Raw genomic sequence first — 16,773 nt, 5'->3', positions numbered from 1 at the left:
ATTATGGCAACAGTTGTTGAGACCAAGAAATCGGAAACACATAAAGAAAAGCTGGGCAATTTCTTAGCCCGCAACCCTTTCGGTCAGCCCTTGACCCTGGGATTCTTTTACCGAGAAAAGATGCGGGCAATTCACCGCATTTCCCCAGATATGCCCTTTAAAGAAATTTTAGAAGTAGGAGGAGGTCAAGGAGGCTTAACGTCTTTACTTTATCCGCAAGCGCAAATTACTAACATTGACCTCGATCCTAAATATGCAAATGTTCCTTGCAATCGGCAGGAAAAAGTACGCTTCATCTGTGGCGACGCGACCAATTTACCGTTTGAAAATGAGTCCTTTGATGCAGTGACGATGTTCGACGTTCTCGAACACATTCCCGACCACCAAAAAGCTGTATCTGAAGCGCTGCGAGTGCTTAAACCCAAGGGTTTTTTATTAGTGAGCAGTCCCAATGAGAACTGGCGCTTTCCCTACTACGGCGTGATGAAACCGCTCTGTCCGCCTGAAGCAGAGGTGATGGCAGAATGGGGTCACGTTCGGCGCGGCTATACGATCGATCAACTGACGGATTTAATTGGTTTGCCTTACCAGAGTTCTGCTACTTTTATCAATCCCCTGACAGTAGTCTGTCATGATTTTGCCTTCTCTCGCTTGCCCCGCCTCATGCGCCTATTATTCTGTACGGCTCTCAGTCCTGTAACGTGGACGAGCTATTGGTGGCACAAACCTGATTCCCTGGGAACGGAAACAGCATCAGCTTGGCAGAAGCCATAAAATTTATGAATGTCCAACCAGAACCAACGATCGCTCTCCTTCACTGGGGCGATTTAATCGAAGATTTTTTAGATACCATCGGAGTTTCCTTTGAAGCTTTTTGCAACGAAATGACGGGGGGCTGGATGTTTGGCTACATTGAGGCGCTGCGACGGGCAGGGGTGCGGACAGTGTTATTCTGCATCTCTGGTAGCGTGGCTGAACCCGTGTACTATACCCACAAAGACACAGGAGCAACAATCTGCACCCTGCCGGCACCTCAACTTTACCAAGCTGTCCGCCGCCAAATGGTTAACCCTCAAGGGTGGACAGTTCAGGATATGTTTGGAGAAGTTCGAGGCCTGGGCCGTCTGATGTTGGCAGGGGTGAAAAGCGTTACTCCTTACCTGGCTACACCGCTGGGGTTGCTGGCGGGAGAACTGCGACGGGAAAACTGCCAAGCGATTCTCTGCCAAGAATACGAGTACCCGCGCTTCGACGCTTGCACTTGGTTGGGGCGACGGATGGGGCTTCCTGTTTTTGCCACGTTTCAGGGGGGCGATTTTCAGGTTAGTCCTTGGGAAGGTTTGTCGCGCCCGCTCGCCCTTAAAGCGAGCGCGGGTTTAATTATTGCTTCGCAAACCGAGGTACAGCGCGTGCAAAGTCGCTATGGCGTGCCTCCTGCCAAGATTGCCCGCATTTTTAACCCGCTGGATTTGGAACTGTGGCAACCAATGGATCGCGCTGAAGCTAGGCAAATGCTGGGTTTTCCCAGTGACGCTGAAATTGTCGCCTGTCACGGGCGGATTGAGATTCGCCGCAAGGGGTTAGATATATTGCTGGAAGCTTGGGAACGGATCTGCCGTGATCGCCCAGGCCGAGATTTGCGGCTGTTGCTGGTGGGGACTGGTACCGACGCGGAGGAATTGAGCCAGCGAATCGCTCAGATGCAGCTTTCGGGCATTGTTTGGGTGAATGAATATGTGCGCGATCGCGCTTTGATGCGGCAGTACCTCTCGGCGGCTGACGTTTATACTTTGCCTTCTCGGCATGAGGGGTTTCCGGTTGCACCGCTGGAGGCGATGGCTTGCGGGTTGCCCGTTGTGGCTGCTGACGCGCCTGGAGTGCCTGATATTTTCGAGGGGGGCGAAGCTGACGGCGGGATCGTTGTGCCCCGTGAGGATGCAACCGCTTTGGCAGGGGGGATCGGTCGGGTTTTAGACGATCGGGCGTGGGGGCGGGAGTTGGGCCACCGCGCTCGCATTCGGGTGGAAACTCATTTTTCTCTGGAGGCGATCGGTGTGCAACTGCGCCAGTTTTTGTGCGATCGCTCTTTAGCGCACATTCCGCATATCTGACTCGCAGCGCTGGGAATGCTTGAAAAATCCCAGCCAGAAAAATTTATCTCCGCCTAATTTTTCTGGCTTTATTGTCACTTTTTGTGCCAATTATCGGAGACCTAATAAATTTAACTTGACGGATTTTTTTAATATATTCATTCTTTCAACTAAGGAATGAGAATTAAATAACTTCCACAATTTTGTGGGATGGGCGTCTCGCCCGTCCAAAAAGGACGGGCGAGACGCCCATCCCACAATAACAATTAAAATTGTAAGTTATTTAATTCGCGATCCTAAGCAATTTATTCTGGGAGGGTGACAAAGATGTCTAGGAACTAGAGGGACTCAGGGTTTCTCCCTGTATAGGCTGTTGATAAAAGCTAATTTTATTACGAGCTAACTTCATTAATTATTGCACAGCTTCAGAAGATTTTTCCAGATAATTTACCCGCTGCCATCCATCTCTACGAACGCCAAATGTACTCCATATTCTGGATTTTTTGCTCGGTTATTTACTGCGAGATACATATCTTTGCACCTGCATTTTATGAATATTAGTTCCTTCAAATCCAGCATTTTGAGAACTGAAAAATGCCGCGCGATCGCCTATAGCATTATAGTAGCTGTAAAGGTAATCGATCAGTTGCTGGCTGCCAGTAGAATAGATATTATTCGGCAGCGCGTTTACCGTTAGACATCCGATTAAGCCGTGTGGTGTTTCCACAAATCGATTTTCCCGATTTTGCAGCCAATCTGCCGCCACGGAACCGTATTGAATTATAACTGCTATATTTTAATTTTTCAAACGATACAACACCGACTCAGTATTAAAATCTTTTCCGAAAACTGGTTGCAGCGGGCCCTCGGCACTTGTCAGCCAAGATAGAGCTTTTCTGGTAGCTGCGTCTGTCCCAGTCAGGGGCCCGAATCCCACACTCCTAATTTTATTTCGCCGTAGATTGTCAATCCATGCCGAAAGTCGATCGGCTCTAAACGGCACATATAAAACTTGTCTGTCCAAATTTCTCCCGTAAAACAGGTAGCTGCGCGAACTTAAAAAGAAGCCTATTCTTTCATCAGGTACTGTATTTTTATCAATATACTCGTAAATGCCGCGATACAGTTCTGTGCGTGCGAAATCTCGCTTTTCCCTCCAATTACCAATTACTATCAATCCTATACAGACACCAATTATCACTATGTAAATCGATTTTTTGCGGGTGGGAAATAGATGATTCAGCCATCCTAAGCCAGGATTGATTTTCCACCATATCGCAGCCAGCGTCACTGACACAAGATAAAATATCGGATATGGTAATATATCTGGCCAACTGGGACCTAATATTTTTCCGAGAGTATTAATAGCTTCTCTTGGGTTAGACTTAAAATTGTCAATCAACAAACTCCCCCAAACAATACTATCTCCGGTGAAAGAAGCATTTTTAATATAATCAAAAAGTGTGTTGCTAGTAATTCCGAACAAACCACTAACCAACACCACTATCAGAACAACTAGATTTGGAGTTTTTATCCGAGTTGCTGTAGCTGCGGCGGCGATGGCGAGTACGCTTAAAAAGGGAAAGCCGTATCTGAGATTAAAACCCAGTAAAGGGCTGAGTTTACCGATCGAATCTCCCGCAGTACCGGAGGTGTAAGGTGTAATTAGATACAGAATTCCTGTGCTGGCGAGAAGTATAATTAAAATAATATTATTTTGATTAATTATTCTAGTTTTACCCTGGAAAAAAGCCAGAGGTGCTGCCAATACCTGAAGGGCGAGCGCCATAAAGGGCAGTTGCAATCTAATGATAATTTGTAAACCGACAGTTTGCCAGTGGGAAACATTGCTGGGATTAAATTGAGCTGCTAAAGTGCTTTGCCAAATCTTTAGAATTGGCGAAGCGGGCTGCTGCTGTACCGGAGGTATTGGTGCAGTTATGGGAGACGGTAAGGAAACAGGATCTAAGGGAATTTTAATATCGCCGACTTCGCCGACAGGATAATTGATTTGCAGCAAGTTTCTCGCATACCAAAAACATCCTAAAAGCAAGCAACAAGCTAGGCCACCAAGTAACACTGGCTTGATACAGTGGCGACTTCTAAAATTAGCTGGTGTGGATTTTTTATTAACCGCGAATCTTTTAAGTTCTAATATTGCTAATCCTCCTAAAAGTGAGGCAGCATAGACTATCCCAGTGATTTTTATTCCGGCTAGCATTCCTGTGGCTGCCAAAAATAGGGAGAGTTCGGATTGCGATCGGCTGCTATGATAGGATAAACCTAGATACAAGCCGACTGTAAATATTGCAGCTAGCGGTAAGTCGGGGTGAATGGTGTTAACTTGGTTGAGCATCATCGGTACTGTCAATACTAAAGATGCTGCGGCCATACCGTGAATTCGGGTAGCTCCAAATTTTACGCTTAATAGATAGACGGCAATTCCCTCAAGTACCCACGCAATTAGCAGGGGGAAAGCTGCTAGAAAATCTTCTCCGAAGGGCAGCACACACAAAGCAGATAAAACGTGCCAATTGTAGGGATATACTCGTGCTTGCTCTTGTTCAAAAATCCAATTTCCGGCGGCATCTAATAATGTAAATGAATGGGTTTGATACCATCGGGCGATCGCAGGCAGGTGAAACCACAATGAATCATAATTGGTTATGGGTTTGCTTGCTAGAGTTTCCAACAGCAAAAATCCTGCAACAGCGGTGGCAACAATAATTAGGAATTCTGATGGGCCCAAAGGTTGCTTTAGTTGGGGAATCTGCCACTGCGAGAAGGTAAAAGTTTGGTGGTTTTTGGTATAAATCAGGATGAAGCCGATCGCACAAATCAGAATTTCTGCTATAATCACCGCAGCAATATTTAGTCTATCGGCACTTCCTAAAATCAAGCCGATACAAACTTGTGCAACGCTCCATCCCGTCAGGAGTACGAGGAGAAAATGGGGAAATGAATAGTTATTGTTTTCTTTCTGATTCTCGAAGGCAAGAGACAAGCTTAAGGGAATCGGCCCGACTACAATAATCAGAAATAAAATTAATTCCCACAAATGCTGCGCTATTAGCATAAGCTGCAAGTTACCATTTTTTATGAGTTTTTCCTCGTTACCCGAAAGAGCCTGGTAACGAGGAAAAGCAACGAACACGCGAGCTAGTTGCACAAAACATAAATTTTCTTGTGGGGAGTAGGGGTTGGGCTTTTCCACCGTTCCACAAGAAAATTAATCTACGCAATCCCCAATTTTTACCTGTTAGCTTGCTTCTGAGGTTTGGGTTTGAGTGCTTCGGACTCTTTGGGCTTAGAAGTGTCAGCTTTTAACAGTTCCGGGAATGGCGGCTGGAGGTTGTGAACTTCGATGTCCATTCCCAGCGGCAGAGGTGGAAGCTGGGGCAGATCGTTTTCCAAATCCTTGAGTCCGCTAGCGGTTTGTATTTCCACCATTTTCGGCATTTGCGGTACTTTGGCGGTTTCCAAACTGCCGATCATTTTTGCCAGAGCGAATTCTAGCTGAGAACCCGGGTCGATCGCCACCCAACCCTGGTCAGTCATTTGCCGAACCTCGAAGTGGAGGTGAGGCCCTGTAGACATTCCCGTACTGCCGACGCGGCCGATAGTCTCTCCCTGTTTCACGAACTCTCCCGGTTTCACAAACAGTTCCGAAAGGTGGGCGTAGAGAGTTTCCTGAGAATTTTTGTTGTGGTTGAGAACCACCGTCAAACCGTAGCCACCCAACCAATCGGCGATCGCCACTTGACCCGCATAGGCTGCCAGTACGGGCGTTCCCATCGGGGCCCCCAAGTCAGTTCCGGTGTGAAACCTGCCGTAGCCCATAACCGGATGAGTCCGCCACCCAAACGGCGAAGTAATGGCCGAAGCAATAGATAGCGGAAACAGCAAGCTGGTGTTGCCATTTCCGGGCATACCTGCGGGACGCGGCGTGAGATTGTAGTAAGCAAAACCGGTATTGCTGCCGCTGCTGACACTAACCGCACCGACTTGAACCGGCCCGAGTCCCATGCTGGGCGCTGGAGCGCCGCCGCCGTAAGATGCCGCTCCGGCATAATATCCAGCGTCTGCGGAGTATCCAGTGTCTGCGGAGTAGCCGATGTTAGCCGAGTAGCCGGTGTCTGCGGAGTATCCTGCGTCTGCGGAGTATCCTGCGTTAGCCGAGTAGCGCGGGGGTGCGTAAGCAGATTCCGGCGGGTTTGAACCCCCCCAAACCTGGCTGCCTATTTGTTGAACGGCTTGACCGAGTTTACTCACAGGATTCCCGCTACTATTTCCGGCAACATTTCCCCGAACCGCGCCCGGAAGGCTTTCTGGCAGATTTCGAGGAGGAGGGGCTGCAATATAACCGTCGTCTGCGATCGGAGTTTCCGGGCTGTAGTTGGGCTCTGCTGCATCTGCCGTGACGGGATCGGAAACAGGAGGAGGCGCGCACAAACCGCCAACTTCTTCGCAGCCGTTCGATCGTTCTGCAAACTCTATGGTTGTTGGCGCTTCGTACTCTTCGTACTCGCTGGTAGCGCCAATGCTGTAGTCTGTTTGGTCGATTTCAGCGTGGGCTGGGTTAACTGGCGCTTCAAAAGGCGGCTCCTGGGCCGTCGCTTCTGGCAGGGGAATCAGCGCGGGTTCCGGCAGATAATATTCGGTGGGAGGTGGTTCGGTGGCGTACTCAGGCTCTGACGGCGGTGCGGCATCGAAAGGCTCGGACGGTGGAACTTCTGCCTGTGGTTCAGGGTATGGTTCTGGCGACCCTTGGCTGAATTCGGGTTCCGGGGGCGGGAGAGGAGCTTCAAATAAGGGCTGGAGGTCTGCTGCGCCGGGGACGGCTTGTTCTGCTGGCGGAATTTCGGCTTGGGCCCAAACTAAGCCTTTGCTGAGCAGTCCCAGACTGGCAAGACAACCCAGTCCCACCAGCAGTGAGCGTTCGGACAAAAGGCGCGATCGAGTCCGGGCGCCTGTAGGGTTCTTTTTTTGCTGTTTGGTGTTCAAATGGGCTGTTATTTGCTTGTCTGGAACTGGTTTCACGATTTTTTTTCCCAACTCAACAGGGGGCACAAGGATCTCGAATTGACAACTCCTCGGCCCGAAGGCACGAGGATTCTTGGTTCATTGGGACTACTCATGTAGCTAGCCCTCCCCAAAATTCACTGCGATTTGCCCAACCGCTGTATATCCACGCTGCAACACCACCTGCGCGGCTGCAACATCTCGATTCGTTTCATAGCCGCACGTTTGACATCTATGCACCCGTTCGGATAGTTCTTTTTTGCCTGTATGGGTTTGACATAAGGGACAAGTTTGACTGGTTCGGTTCGGGTCTACTTTTGCAAAGTATGCACCTCGCTTAAAGCAAACATGACCCAAGATATTCAGGAACTGACCAAACCCTGCATCAAGCGTGTGCTTGCTCATCATTCCGGCTGACATTGCTTTGAGGTTCAAGTCCTCAGCAAATATTGTTTGGGCCCAGTTACATAAATGATGTGCGGTCTTGAAATGAAAGTCTTTTCGACTGTTCGAGATGTATTCGTGGTGCTTCGCTATTTGGTGATCAATTTGACGAAACTTTCTAGAGCCTTTTTTCTTGCGCTTGAGTTGACGTTGCAGCAATTTCAGCTTGCGTTGTCCATCCACAAAAAATCGAGGTCTATCAATCAATTCACCATCAGAAGTTGCCAAAAAATGTTTTAGCCCTAAATCAATCCCTAATCCATGCCCTGAAGGTGGGGCTTGAGGCACTGCGACATCACATTGCAAACTGAGCATGGCTACGTAACCTGAAGCCCTCTTAACAACGCGAATTTGCTTGACATCAAACCCTTGAGGGATTGGACGCGACAGGTGCATTTTAACTAACCCAATCTTGGGTAGGTTGACCCAATCGGCATTATCAAACCGTATAACGGATTCTAGATTCAATTGAGGGAACACAAATGAGCGCATCCGTTTTTTGAATCTAGGAAAACCGTGTCCTCGTTCCCACATCGCCACAAACGCTGCCTCTAGTTGGCGCAATGCCTGCTGCAATACATGGGTGTGAGGCAGTTTCAACTCAGGAATTAACTTCTTTGCGATTGCCAATGATTTGCATTGGCGGGCAAATGTTGGACGCGGTGCATCAGCAGGGATCATGTATTCCTGCTTAATGCTGCACGAGTTGATCTCACACTTACGAGAATTAACCCAATCTTTTCGTTCTCGCAATCCAAAGTTGTAGACCTTGCGGCAAATATTGAGCCACAGGTCGAAAGTCTGGCGTTGCGCGTCGGTAGGAATGAGCTTGTACTCGTAGGTGAGATTTAACATACAACCATTGTAGAGCCAACATGAATAAATGCGGTGCTGTTTATTCAAACACCTTGCTTGAGAGATTCCGAACCGAAATTCCCCCTAGAAGGGGGAGGCTTGTATCCCCTTTTTTTGGTCAGGATCGAATGTATGGCCATCCTTGTCTTTATATACAGGCCTAACTGATTTTACCGGGCTTGAGGCAATTTTTTTTGCACATAGAACAAGCTCAAATGCCTTACGCATTCACTCGCGATCGATAGCCGGTTTTTTTGATTCCGATGGCACTTGCCTAGAAGTCTGTGACGGCCACACTGATGATAGCGCTTTGGCGTTCGTCTATGTTAATTAGTTGCCTATATTTTTGGGGTTCTGCAAAATTTCGGCGCAGTCGGTCGTCCTGAAATATTGCACCATTCTCAATAATCTTTTCAGGGCGAGATCTCCTGCCCACCCCACAATAAAATCTACTCTTCGCGGAACGGGCCCGAAAGCCTGCGCGAGAGAGAATGGTGCTCTGGGCGTGAGTTGTTCTAAAACCGCCTACTCATCGCGATTTTTTCCTGAAACCTGGCCCTGCCTTTAAACTTCGCGGACAAAACTTTAAACTTCGCGGACAAAATTTTTGATTGTTTAGAATACAAGCTAAATGATGCGCTTGGGTAAGGATAGGTTTCATGACTGTAGCTGGCGATCGCTTGACAAATTTTCCAAACTCTGAGTGCTTCGGACAGCCTGACGGGATCAGTTGGGAGTGGCAGAGTTCTGAAGGGTTGCCCTATCTGACTTGCAGCTTGCTTTCTCGCTGGTCTCACGGCTTTTTTACTCGCGATTTCTCGCCCCAGGGGCCGATCGAGCTGACGGAAGTTCTCGAACCGGGAGCTAAGGTTTACCGACTCCAACAGGTACACGGCAATGCGGTACTCAAAACCACTGAGTTGTCCCCGGTTGTGGATCGGAACCCGGAAACCGCTGCCTCAAGCTATGCTGAGGCTGATGGCTTGGTGGCAGATCGAGAATTGGAGGCGCTGTGGGTTTGCTCGGCTGACTGTGTGCCGGTGCTGATTGCTGACGATCGCACGGGACTGGTTGCTGCAGTTCACGCGGGTTGGCGCGGGACTGCTGCTAAGATATTACCAGAGGCGATCGCTCAACTTGTGGCACAAGGCAGTCAACTAGAAAATCTGAAGATTGCTATGGGGCCGGCGATCGCTGGAGAGGTTTACCAGGTATCTGTGGAAGTGGCAGCGGAACTGGGAGCCACCATTGCTCCTAGGAGTGCCGTTAGTGCGACAGGAGACGGCATCTGCGAGTTTTTGCATCAACTCCCCGAAACGCCTGTCTTAGCCGATCCAGAACCGGGAAAGGTACGCTTGGATGTTCGCCTCTGCAATGCTCTGCAATTGCAGCAGTTGGGAATCGATCTTTCTCAAGTGGCGATCGCTCCTTTCTGTACTTATTCTGACTCGGCTCGCTTTTTTTCCTACCGCCGCGATCGACTTAAAAAAGTCCAGTGGTCGGGAATTGTGAGCGCCAGCAGGACAAGTCCCTTCTGAGGGCATTTGGCAGAAGGTAAAATTTTAGACGGCAAAGATAAAAATAAAAATCTTTGGATTCATTATTTTTTATTTACGAATGCCAAATGCCTTCTAGTTTCTACCTTCGTAAGGTTTGCTGGTTCCTGTTTTAAAGCACTAAAAACTAGCAGCTAAACTTTTGGGAAAGCGGCAGAGCTCCCGCCCCGCTTTCCTCTCTTGTTAAGATTGCTATATAACGAGAGTCTTCAGCGGGTTATTACAATGAGTGAGCCAACTCCCTATCAACTTCTTGAAGTCGATGAAGATGCTTCCTTTGATGAAGTGCAAGAGGCCCGCACGCGCCTAGGCGAGCAGTACAGCGGTGACAAGAAACGTTTGGAATTGATCGAAGCTGCTTACGATGCGATCCTCATGGATCGCCTGCGGCAGCGACAGGAAGGGAAAATTAAAGTACCCGAACGCATCCGCTTTCCCGAACGGCTGACTCCCCCACCCCCAAGCTTTACTCCGTCTCCTCCGAGTGGCAGCCCAGCTTGGTTGCAGCGGCTAATCGATACTCCTAGCCGATCGGACATTGTGTGGCCGGCTGGGGTGTATGTGGGGTTAGGCGGACTGAGTATTTATCCGGCGGCTAATGATGGTTTACTACAGTTGACTCTGGCTCTTGGGGTCGGCTGTTGTCTTTATTTTGTTAATCGCAAGGAACAAAAATTTGGTCGCGCCGTGCTGCTGACTGTGGCTGGCTTGGTTATAGGCTTGTTGCTGGGAGGATTTTTGGGTTCTTTGGTCAGTCCGGCATTTATAACAACAGAGAAATTTATCGCTTTGTTTACGTTTTTAATTCTGTGGCTGGTCAGCGGTTTTCTGCGATAGTCAGTTGTCAGTTGACAGTTGACAGTTGACTGTTGTCAGTTGTCAGTTGTCAGTTGTCAACAGTCATCAATCATTAGTCAAGCATCAACAGTCATTAGTTATTGGTAATTGTTAATGGGTAATTAGTAATTGGTAATTGGTAACAATCAACTAACTACTAACACCTAAAACCTACGAACCAACCAATAACAATTAACCAATAACAATAATTAACCACTGCCAACTGTCAACTGTCAACTGTCAACTGTCAACTGTCAACTGTCAACTGACAACTGACAACTGACTACTGACTATCTAAAATAATCTCAACTGCTTCACTCAAATTGTTAGCAATTAAATCCGGTTGGTGCATTTCTAGTTGGGTGCGATCGCGAATTCCGCACAAAACACCAATTACCTTGACACCGTGCGTTTTTGCTGCTATAATATCTGCCTCCGTATCGCCCACCATCCAAGTGTCAGAAGCCGGCGGCAGTTCGGCCAGAGCTCTTGCCATCAACAGGGGCTTATCTTTGACATCCCCGGTTTTGACGTAATCGTTGGGGAGGCAATAGCGGCGGTTTTCTGGGAAAAAATGCCCTAAATTGCAGCGGTTGAAGGCTTCATCTAGTTCCCTAACGCGGCGCATGGTCATCACCACTAAGTCTACTCCAGCGCCCTGTACCTTTTCGAGAGTTTCGACAGCGGTGGGAACTGGTTGATCGTAAATCATGTAGGGTAGGGTGTGGACGGTTTGACGGCGTTTCTGGGCAAAATCGCGGGCTTGGGCTGCGTCTAATCCTGAGAGGATGGCGATTTCGGTTTCGGGAACCCGCGCACGCTTCATGTCCCAAAACTCTGCCTTGGGGAGTTCGCGCACTGGTTGCCCCTCACGCTGAGTCTCGGCCAGACAATACTGGTAAACTCGGTAGTAGCGATCGGACACGTCCATGATCGGGCCGTCAAAGTCGGTAATAAGTCTCAGCATTTAGCAGAGTATTTTTAAGCTTTTATACAAATCCTTCGATACTATATCATTTAAAGGTAACACTTTCTTTACAAAAATTGACACAAATACCCTGGGGAGGTAAGGTCTATAGGAATGGTGCTAATTAAAGCAAACATTTGAATTAAACTGTGCTGTTCCTCAACTTGAGCGGTTGTCAGCCATATCAGGGAATTTAAAATTAAAATGTGCCGCACAAATAGTGTAAACAGCTACATATTGTTCATAAATCTCTACCTCAATCGAGGCTGATTTTGACTGCGCTTTCTCAAAAAAAGTGGGTTCAATTAATATTTTGCCCCATTTTTTAAACAAGCAAAAAAATGCTTGGATAATCCAAAGTGTAATGTTTGCATAAATTAGCTAGCGGTAACAGGTGATGACATCAGCCAGTATAAAAATTCCCATGATAAATAGCAGCCAAACAACAACTAATATCGTTTCCGGTTGCATCGGCATCCTAAAATCGAGTCAACAGTTAACACTCAACCATTCTGTTTTTCCACCCCTCCTTCTACAGTCAACAGTCAACAGTCAACAATCATTCCGGTGCAACCGGAATTGATCTAACTTTACCGGCTAACCTTTGAGAGAGATGCTCTACAATAACGAGATCCTTCCAACATTAACTGTAGAGAGCAGCCCCAGAAGTATTAATATTCTTCTTTATAAGCTGTTATCCTTACGCAGGATTGAATACCTCACAGTCGATCGCGAACTCAAGATTCAAGAAATATCTTTGAAAGTGCAAGATTTTGCCTACATTCATGAGGAAGTAGGCGAAGGAAAAGACGTGCGCGATAGTTTTCCTGAACTGATTGGAATTGAAGGAATCCTTGAAGATATTATTGAAGAACGACAGCAAGACTTTCAGTTAAAATCAATTAGCAGAGTTCTCAAAGACGGCTCTTATTTGTATCTAAATTTGTACATTTTTGGTTGTAAGGGACAAGCCACTGCTGACAGATTGATTATTTTATGCGAAGATGTGACAGATAGCATTGGATCTCCGCCAACCATCGTTCATGCTGCCAATAAAACAAGTATTAAAGGCGATAACTTAGCTGCGGCTGGCGATTATATTGACAAAATTATTAATTCCCTAGGGGATGTTTTGTTCGTAACAGGAACATCGGGCCAAATCAAAAAAGTGAATCAAGCTGCACAGCAATTATTTGGATATACCGAATCGGAATTAATCGGCCAATCTATATCCATGATTACGGCTGAGGAGGAATTGTTACGCAAAGTCAGCCAGCTACCTCCTGCACTTAAAAGCGAATATTGGCCTCAAGTAAAAGTAGCTTGCCAAACGAAAATAGGTTTAAAGCTGATTGTTGCGTTTTCATGCTCTAGTTTTGAGACAAGCACAGGAAGCCCGGATGCAGATAGCGAGGTTATACAAGATTTTGTTTATATCGGCAAAGACATTACCAAGCAACAACGCATAAAAAAGTGTCAAGAAGCACAGTATGCTGTTACTCATATCCTATCAGAATCAAGTTCTTTAGATAATGCAACTCCGAGAATTTTGCAAGCTATTTGCCAAAGTTTTGGGTGGGATCTTGGCGAACTTTGGACGCCTGCAGAGGCGGAGAAAGAAACTAGATGGGCTGGGGAAATAAAATCTGAAAAAGAGTCGCTTTGGTGCCTGCCACTTTGCTGTCCGATCGAGGAAACTCGTTGTTGGCGGCGGGTGGTAGTTTGGCAGGCAGCGGAGGAAGTTAGGGAGTTTGCCGAAAACAACGAGCCGATTACTTTGGCGGCGGGTGAGGGTTTACCCGGAGCAGTTTCCAGAAGTGGTTCTCCGCAGTGGATTACTGATCTTGTGGGCGATCGCAATTTCGTGCGATCGCACTTGGCCGAGGAAGCGGGACTGCGATCGGGATTCGGTTTCCCCATTCACGCTAGGGGCCAAGTTGTAGGAGTAATGACTTTTTTTTGCCGGGAAGAACTGCCGCCCGATCAAGATTTACTTCAAATAATAGCTGTGGTAAGTTCTCAATTAGGAGAATTTGTCAAGCGCAAATATGCAGAGCAAGAATTGTACGAAGCTGAAGCTTCAATCCGATTTTTGTATGAACAAGAAAAACGGCAAAGTGAAGAATTAGCTCGGCAAAATTTAGCTTTAGAACAAGCCAAATTAGAATTACAAGCAGCTAACATGGAATTGCAGCGGCTCGCTTCGGTGGATGGATTGACTCAAATTCCCAATCGCCGCTGTTTTGACAAAAAATTGGAGTTAGAATGGCAGTTGATGGAGCGAGAAAAAGAGTCGCTGTCTTTAATTTTGTGCGATATCGATTTTTTCAAACTTTACAACGATCATTACGGCCATCAAGGAGGCGACGAATGTTTAAAAAAAGTGGCCGAGATTTTAGCTAACAACGCTCAGCGGGCAGGAGATTTAGCCGCCCGCTACGGCGGCGAAGAATTTGCGGTAATTTTGCCGCGAACTGATGTGCAGGGAGCAATACGGGTAGCTGAAGCAATTCGCAGCGATTTGAAAGCGGCGACAATTTTTCATGCTGCTTCCAAGGTAAGTAAGTTTATAACTCTCAGTATGGGGATCGCTACTACTGTACCTGGTGCTGGTTTATCGATAGAGGGGTTAATTGGACAGGCCGATCGAGCGCTGTATCGAGCTAAACTAGAAGGGCGCGATCGTATAGTTGCCCTCGACTTGAAAATAGAATTTCAGGACGGGAAAGGAGTATTTTCTGATGATTGTGAGAGAAGCTAAAATCGCTGACGCACCTGCAATCGCACGAGTTAATCTAGATACTTGGCGGACAGCTTACCGGGAAATTGTACCAGCAGATTACCTCGCACAGTTATCCTATGAAAAGCGAGAAAGCAATTGGCAAGAAATCCTGGTAAACGCAGAAAACAGTAAAAATTTTGTGTGCGTTGCGGAGAATGAATCGGGAGAAATTGTGGGTTTTGCTACCGGTGGTTGCGAGCGCACGGGCAAATATATATATAAAGGAGAATTATTTGCCATCTATATTTTGGAGGAATATCAGCGTCAAGGAATCGGACGGCAACTCGTGAGAACAGTTGCGACAAAATTGGCAAAATTAAGTTTGAACTCGATGCTAGTTTGGGTACTAGGAGACAATTCAGCCTATAGGTTTTATGAATTATTAGGAGGTGAAAAAGTAGACGAACAGCAAACAAGTAGAGCCGGAGTTGCACTCAAAGAAATTGCCTACGGGTGGAAAGATATCACAGTGCTAATTAACACGGCTGTATGAGCTAAAAAGTGGAAGTTTTGTCAATCATCTATCAAACTTCCCCTCTTCATTTGTTCGCGTTCAATTGCCTCAAACAAAGCTCGAAAATTCCCTGCCCCAAAACCTCCAGCTTGCACCGGTGTGCCGTTAACTAAACTAACTCGGCGCTCAATAATCTCGAAAAAGAAAGTCGGTTCTGCAAAAATTGGCTGGGTAAATATTTGCAGCAGCATCGCTGCGGGAGTATCTTCTTGCCAATCTGCCAAAACTTGACAAGCTGCAATTGATTGCCAATCTGCGGGTAAATAGTTTTGTCGCTGCTGCAATTCCGAGTAGTATGTTGGAGGAACAGGCAGAAAAGGCAAACCGCGCGATCGCAAATCGGCAACAACACCCACAATATTATTAGTTTGCAAAGCCATGTGCTGAATTCCCGGCCCCCGATTTGCACTCAAAAACTCTTGAATTTGAGAATTAGCTGATGCCGGTTCATTAATCGGGAATTGCACCCCACCTTCAGCGTGCACCATAACTTGGCTCCGCAAAGCCGACTTCTCCGTCTGAATGTCAAAATTTTGCTGCGGTTGAAAACCTAATATTTTTTGATACCAACTAACAGCACTTGATAAATCCCCTGATTCAACATTTAACACTACGTGGTCAATCCGGGTAAACAACGGCAGCTTATCCGAAGCCGATAGCAGTGAATGGCTGCCAATTCGCTCCACAAGCGTGTGGCTTAAATCTCCCCAGCCCGCGATTTTTGCCCGCTTAAAATAGCCTCCTGCGTTTAGGTCTTCTTGAATCGGTTCCAGGATTTTAGCGCCTTCAGCAGCCGCTCTAACTACCGCTAATTCAATATTTCTTACCCGAAAACCCACATCGGCAATCCCTGAAGGATGAAACTTCAACCAACTAGCAGCGGGACTAGCGGGGGTCAGGGGCGAAGATAAAACAAAACATACATTGCCACTGCTGACAACTTCAGTGTGAGTGTGGCTGTTGGCATAACCTGCTATTGATTGAAAGCCTAACTGGCTCACAAACCAGTCGCGGGATATTTTAGCGTTTTCAACGTAAAATTGAATGCGATCGAACTCCATAATCAATAATTGAAAATGGAAACTGAAAAAGGGAAAATCTGCTGATTTTCAAGGCGAAATTGCAACGGAGGAATTGAGTAATGGATATTTTTCATACTTTTTATTGCGCGCCCACTTAATAATAACCTAAAAATTGAATATTCTAGCTCCCTCTGAAGGTAGAAATAAGTCGGCACTTAAAAGAAACCCGTTGTCTGCGATAACTTAGGTTTGACCGCTAGACCTTCGCCAATAGGACTAAGGCAAAAAATGGTTTGACGTGCTACTTATATGGGTAAGGTGCGCGGCAGAAGAGCACTCTACATAATTAGGTGCTGTGCAAGTTCTCAAACCTAAAGATATGATAATTTTTCGGGGCTTGAGGCGCCGCTGTCTTCTGCCTTCAAATGACAAGCGAATTTCTTCATGTGGTACCCGCCACGTGATTTATCTCGCGCAAATCAATCCCAAATCGAAAATCGAAAATCCTCAAGAAAGAGCATTGATCCGTGGGGTCGCCTCTCAAATCGAAAATCGAAAATCGAAGCTGTCTTCTGCCTTCAAATGACAATCGAATTTCTTCATGTGATACCCGCCACGTGATTTATCTCGCGCAAATCAATCCCAAATCGAAAATCGAAAATCCTCAAGAAAGAGCATTGATCC

At 46.9% G+C, this 16,773-nt stretch carries 12 protein-coding genes; 6 read left to right on the top strand and 6 right to left on the bottom strand.

Annotated elements, in window-relative coordinates:
* Nucleotides 1–3 precede the first annotated feature (3 nt).
* Together QUB04_RS17820 and QUB04_RS17815 are read left to right on the top strand one after the other, a co-directional pair.
* Nucleotides 4–774, top strand: coding sequence for a class I SAM-dependent methyltransferase (locus QUB04_RS17820; protein WP_333286322.1), 771 nt, complete (start codon nt 4–6; stop codon nt 772–774).
* 5 nt (nt 775–779) lie between these two features.
* Nucleotides 780–2,111, top strand: coding sequence for a glycosyltransferase family 4 protein (locus QUB04_RS17815; protein WP_333286320.1), 1,332 nt, complete (start codon nt 780–782; stop codon nt 2,109–2,111).
* A gap of 490 nt (nt 2,112–2,601) precedes the next feature.
* Here QUB04_RS17815 and QUB04_RS17810 read toward each other — a convergent pair whose 3' ends face one another.
* The 4 genes from QUB04_RS17810 to QUB04_RS17795 form a co-directional block, all read right to left on the bottom strand.
* Nucleotides 2,602–2,817, bottom strand: a complete 216-nt coding sequence (locus tag QUB04_RS17810; RefSeq protein WP_333286319.1) for a hypothetical protein — start codon at nt 2,815–2,817, stop codon at nt 2,602–2,604.
* Between the two features lie 69 nt (nt 2,818–2,886).
* Nucleotides 2,887–5,259 (bottom strand): hypothetical protein, encoded by a 2,373-nt coding sequence (locus tag QUB04_RS17805; protein WP_333286317.1) that lies wholly within the window; start codon nt 5,257–5,259, stop codon nt 2,887–2,889.
* Nucleotides 5,260–5,342: 83 nt separating this feature from the next.
* The gene (locus QUB04_RS17800; protein WP_333286315.1) at nt 5,343–7,130 is read right to left on the bottom strand and encodes a peptidoglycan DD-metalloendopeptidase family protein; all 1,788 of its coding nucleotides are present in this window, start codon (nt 7,128–7,130) and stop codon (nt 5,343–5,345) included.
* Nucleotides 7,131–7,232: 102 nt separating this feature from the next.
* On the bottom strand, nt 7,233–8,411 hold the full coding sequence (locus QUB04_RS17795; RefSeq protein WP_333286313.1) for a transposase: 1,179 nt from the start codon (nt 8,409–8,411) through the stop codon (nt 7,233–7,235).
* Between the two features lie 659 nt (nt 8,412–9,070).
* On the opposite strand from QUB04_RS17795, the gene pgeF reads away from it, so the two are divergent.
* Entirely contained in the window at nt 9,071–9,949 is an 879-nt protein-coding gene (pgeF, locus tag QUB04_RS17790) for a peptidoglycan editing factor PgeF (protein ID WP_333286311.1), read from the top strand.
* A gap of 243 nt (nt 9,950–10,192) precedes the next feature.
* On the top strand, nt 10,193–10,804 hold the full coding sequence (locus tag QUB04_RS17785; protein ID WP_333286309.1) for a CPP1-like family protein: 612 nt from the start codon (nt 10,193–10,195) through the stop codon (nt 10,802–10,804).
* 283 nt (nt 10,805–11,087) lie between these two features.
* On the opposite strand, the gene QUB04_RS17780 is transcribed toward QUB04_RS17785, so the two are convergent.
* On the bottom strand, nt 11,088–11,771 hold the full coding sequence (locus QUB04_RS17780) for an HAD family hydrolase (protein WP_333286307.1): 684 nt from the start codon (nt 11,769–11,771) through the stop codon (nt 11,088–11,090).
* A 613-nt stretch (nt 11,772–12,384) separates the two neighbouring features.
* On the opposite strand from QUB04_RS17780, the gene QUB04_RS17775 reads away from it, so the two are divergent.
* Nucleotides 12,385–14,532 carry a diguanylate cyclase domain-containing protein gene (locus tag QUB04_RS17775; protein ID WP_333286305.1) on the top strand — a complete coding sequence of 716 codons (2,148 nt, stop codon included), beginning with the start codon at nt 12,385–12,387 and terminating at the stop codon, nt 14,530–14,532.
* A complete protein-coding gene (locus tag QUB04_RS17770; protein ID WP_333286303.1) occupies nt 14,513–15,046 on the top strand; it encodes a GNAT family N-acetyltransferase in 534 nt (177 codons plus the stop codon). The genes QUB04_RS17775 and QUB04_RS17770 overlap by 20 nt, the downstream gene beginning before the upstream one ends.
* Before the next feature lie 20 nt (nt 15,047–15,066).
* Here QUB04_RS17770 and hppD read toward each other — a convergent pair whose 3' ends face one another.
* Nucleotides 15,067–16,128 (bottom strand): 4-hydroxyphenylpyruvate dioxygenase, encoded by a 1,062-nt coding sequence (hppD, locus tag QUB04_RS17765; protein ID WP_333286301.1) that lies wholly within the window; start codon nt 16,126–16,128, stop codon nt 15,067–15,069.
* Between the last annotated feature and the right edge of the window lie 645 nt (nt 16,129–16,773).

Origin of the sequence: Microcoleus sp. D2_18a_B4 (genome assembly GCF_036702475.1) — a bacterium.
GTDB lineage: Bacteria > Cyanobacteriota > Cyanobacteriia > Cyanobacteriales > Microcoleaceae > Microcoleus.
Note: the sequence above shows the minus strand (reverse complement) of the source record. Positions and strands in the feature narration are given on the sequence as shown.